Below are 2929 nucleotides of genomic sequence, written 5' to 3' on the forward strand. Positions count from 1 at the left end.
ACGCTTCTTCATGGAGCAGACCGCCAAGGGCATTGCGACGGCGGGGGTGCTGGGTCCGCTGTGGCCGATGATCGCGAACTCCGCGGACATCACCAAGGCCTACCCGGACGAGCTGATGTCGATCGACGCCTGGTCCAAGGGCAAGATCAAGACCGGTGACTTCATCACCGCCGAGAACGTCGACATCGTCAAGGATCTGCTCGACCCGGTGGCGTACCAGGAAGTCAAGACCATGGGGCGGCGCATCCGCATCGTGCCCACCACCAAGGATGTGACCCGGATGTTCCCGCACGAATATCTGGAGGCGACCTTGCGCAACCAGGGCAAGGCGAAGTTCGATGCCGGCGGCAACATCGTGTCGCCCGATGGCAAGCCCTGGATCGGCGGCAATCCCTTCCCCGACGCGAAGACCGGTGTGGAGGTGGCGGCCAACCTTACGCTGTGCTGGGGTCGCCACGACAACTCCATCTACGCCATCCGCGACTGGGAGATCGCGCCCGACGGTTCGCAGAGCTACCAGTACGACTTCGCCTGGGTGGAAGAGAACTCGGTCGCACGTGCTCAGGCCAAGAGCTTTCCCGGGGGCGAGGACAAGCTGCGCTACCAGGCCGTGTTCTTCACCTCGCCGGTCGATGTGAAGGGCACCAGCTACCTGAGCACCTGGTACTACGACCAGCGCAAGTTCCCCGATCTCTCCGGTTACCTGCCGGCCTTCAAGCGCGTGCGCAAGTTCCCGACCAACCAGCGCTTCGAGCCGCTGGTGGCCGGCGTGAACTTCTATCTGTCCGACGCCTGGGCGTCCGGCGATCCCATGCTGACCTGGGGCAACTACAAGATCGTCGGTCGCGGCCCGATGCTCGGTGCGCAGTCGCAGACCTGGTACGGCGACCACCCGAACTGGGAACGCCCGGTGCATGGTGGCCCGAAGGGCATCACCTTCTTCGACACCAACATGGAGCTGTGCCCCGACGTGGTGGTGTTCGAGGCCGAACCCGTGGGCTACCCGCGCGCGCCGGTCAGCAAGAAGCGGGTGTGGGTCGACACGCGGAACATGATGTTCGTGGCCTACGTGACCTACGACCGCCGCGGCGATCTCTTCAAGTCCTTCGAGCCGCAGTTCAGCCTGTACGAGAAGGGCGACAAGAAGCTGATGGACGGCAGCCACACCGCGTGGTCGTGGACCGCGGTGACCTGCCACAACATCCAGGACGGCCGCATGACGCGCTTCCTGCAGACCAAGAGCATCGCCGGAGGCGTTTCGCAGGGCTACAACGTCGAGGGCACCTTCGACAAGTACCTGACCGAGCAGGCGCTGCAACGTCTGGGGACCTGAGCATGTCCGAAGGTCGGCAACACGCGCGGCCCGCCGCTCGCGCCGGGCTGTTCGCGCGGTTCGCGGCGATGGCGGTGCTGCTGTCGGGGGCTGCGGTGTCGATGGCGGCACCGCCGTCATCCGGCGCCAAGCTTCTGCGCCACGGCACGGCGCACGATGCCTTGTACGACGTGGTGTTCGAAGGGGAGAAGGGCATCGCGGTGGGGGCGTTCGGCAACGTGCTGGCCACGGCCGACGGCGGGGCGACATGGCAGGTCCAGGCCTTCCCGATGAAGCACCTGGCGCTGATGGCCGTGGCGATGCGCGAAGGCAAATGCATCGCCGTCGGCCAGACCGGCCTGGTGTATGCGGCAGCCGACTGCAAGACCTGGAAGGCTGCGCCCTCCATGACCAAGTCGCGCCTGCTCGCCGTCGACGTCACCCGCCAAGGCCTCGCCTACGCCGTGGGCGCCTTCGGCACCATCCTCAAGTCCACCGACTGGGGCCAGTCCTGGGCCGTGCAGACCGTCGACTGGAGCACCATCACCGACGACGGCGCCGAACCCCACCTCTACGACATCCACGTCGCCGAGGACGGCAGCGTCACCGCCGTGGGCGAATTCGAACTCGTCCTGCGCAGCAGCGACGGCCAGCAGTGGAAAGCCCTGCACAAGGGAGAACGCTCCCTGTTCGGCCTGTCCGTCGTCGAAGGCGGCAAGAAGATGTACGCCAGCGGCCAGAGCGGCGCGCTGCTCAGCAGCGCCGACGGCGGCGCCACCTGGACCTCGCACAAGACCGGCACCGGCGCCATCCTGACCGGCGTGCACGCGACCGCCCAGGGCGAAGTGCTCGCCAGCGGCATCAACGCCGTGGTCCTCAGCCGCGACGGCGGGGCCACCTGGAGCCCGCTGAACTCCAAGCTCGTGCGCAACGCCTGGTACCAGGCGCTCGCTGCGAGCGAAGGCACCGGCGGCAAGCGGCGCCTGGTGGCGGTGGGAGCCGGTGGAACGATCCTGGAACTCGATCTTTGACCTACAACGAGGAGACAACAGCGTGAAGAAGATTCGTACAGAAATCTCTCAGCGGCACGCCATCGCAGCAGCTGCGTTGGTCGCGCTGTGTGGGTCGGCCCAGGCGGCCGAATGGGCCGTGTCGGGCTTCATCCGACAGGAGTTGGCGGTCAAGACCACCGACGACCAGAACCTCACCAACCAGGGCGGCAACTCCACCAACGGCGTGAGCTACACCAACAACGGTGTGGCCGCGGGGCTCTCGCCCACCCTGACCCGCCCGGCGGAGTACAAGAAGGACGCCGACATCAACTGGTTCGCCACGCGAGTCGACCTCAACTTCGACGGCAAGCTCACCGAGTCGCTCAAGGCCACCATCAAGCTGCGCGGCATCCTCGACGAGACCCGCGTCGTCGAGAGCGCCTACGGCACGCGCACCGTCGGCGGCGCCAGCACCGGCGTGGGCGACATCAACTCCGGCAGCAGCTTCCGCCAGGCCTTCGGCGGCACCGCCGGCGGCCCGCTGGCCTACGCCACCGACCGCGCGCTGATCGACCTGCCCGCCTTCTACCTCGACTACAACAACGGCCCGCTGTGGATCCGTGCC

The 2929-nt window shown here is 66.8% G+C and carries 2 protein-coding genes and 1 pseudogene; all 3 read left to right on the forward strand.

The annotated features are described in order from the left end of the window. Window positions 1-1333, forward strand: a 1333-nt coding sequence (locus Y694_RS20915) for a DUF1329 domain-containing protein (protein ID WP_036236225.1), incomplete at its 5' end; no start/stop codon positions are given. 2 nt (window positions 1334-1335) lie between these two features. After that, window positions 1336-2343: a photosystem II stability/assembly factor-like protein gene (locus Y694_RS20920; RefSeq protein WP_051495955.1), complete on the forward strand. Its 1008-nt coding sequence runs from the start codon at window positions 1336-1338 to the stop codon at window positions 2341-2343. A 22-nt stretch (window positions 2344-2365) separates the two neighbouring features. Then, window positions 2366-2929 (forward strand): annotated as a pseudogene (locus tag Y694_RS20925) (hypothetical protein); the annotation flags it as partial.

Source organism: Methylibium sp. T29-B, assembly GCF_000576225.1.
GTDB classification, from domain to species: domain Bacteria; phylum Pseudomonadota; class Gammaproteobacteria; order Burkholderiales; family Burkholderiaceae_C; genus Methylibium; species Methylibium petroleiphilum.

What these genes read in the sequence shown, in the direction of transcription:
- Y694_RS20920 (WP_051495955.1), top strand. Translation starts at nt 1,336, where the DNA reads ATGTCCGAAGGTCGGCAACACGCGCGGCCCGCCGCTCGCGCCGGGCTG.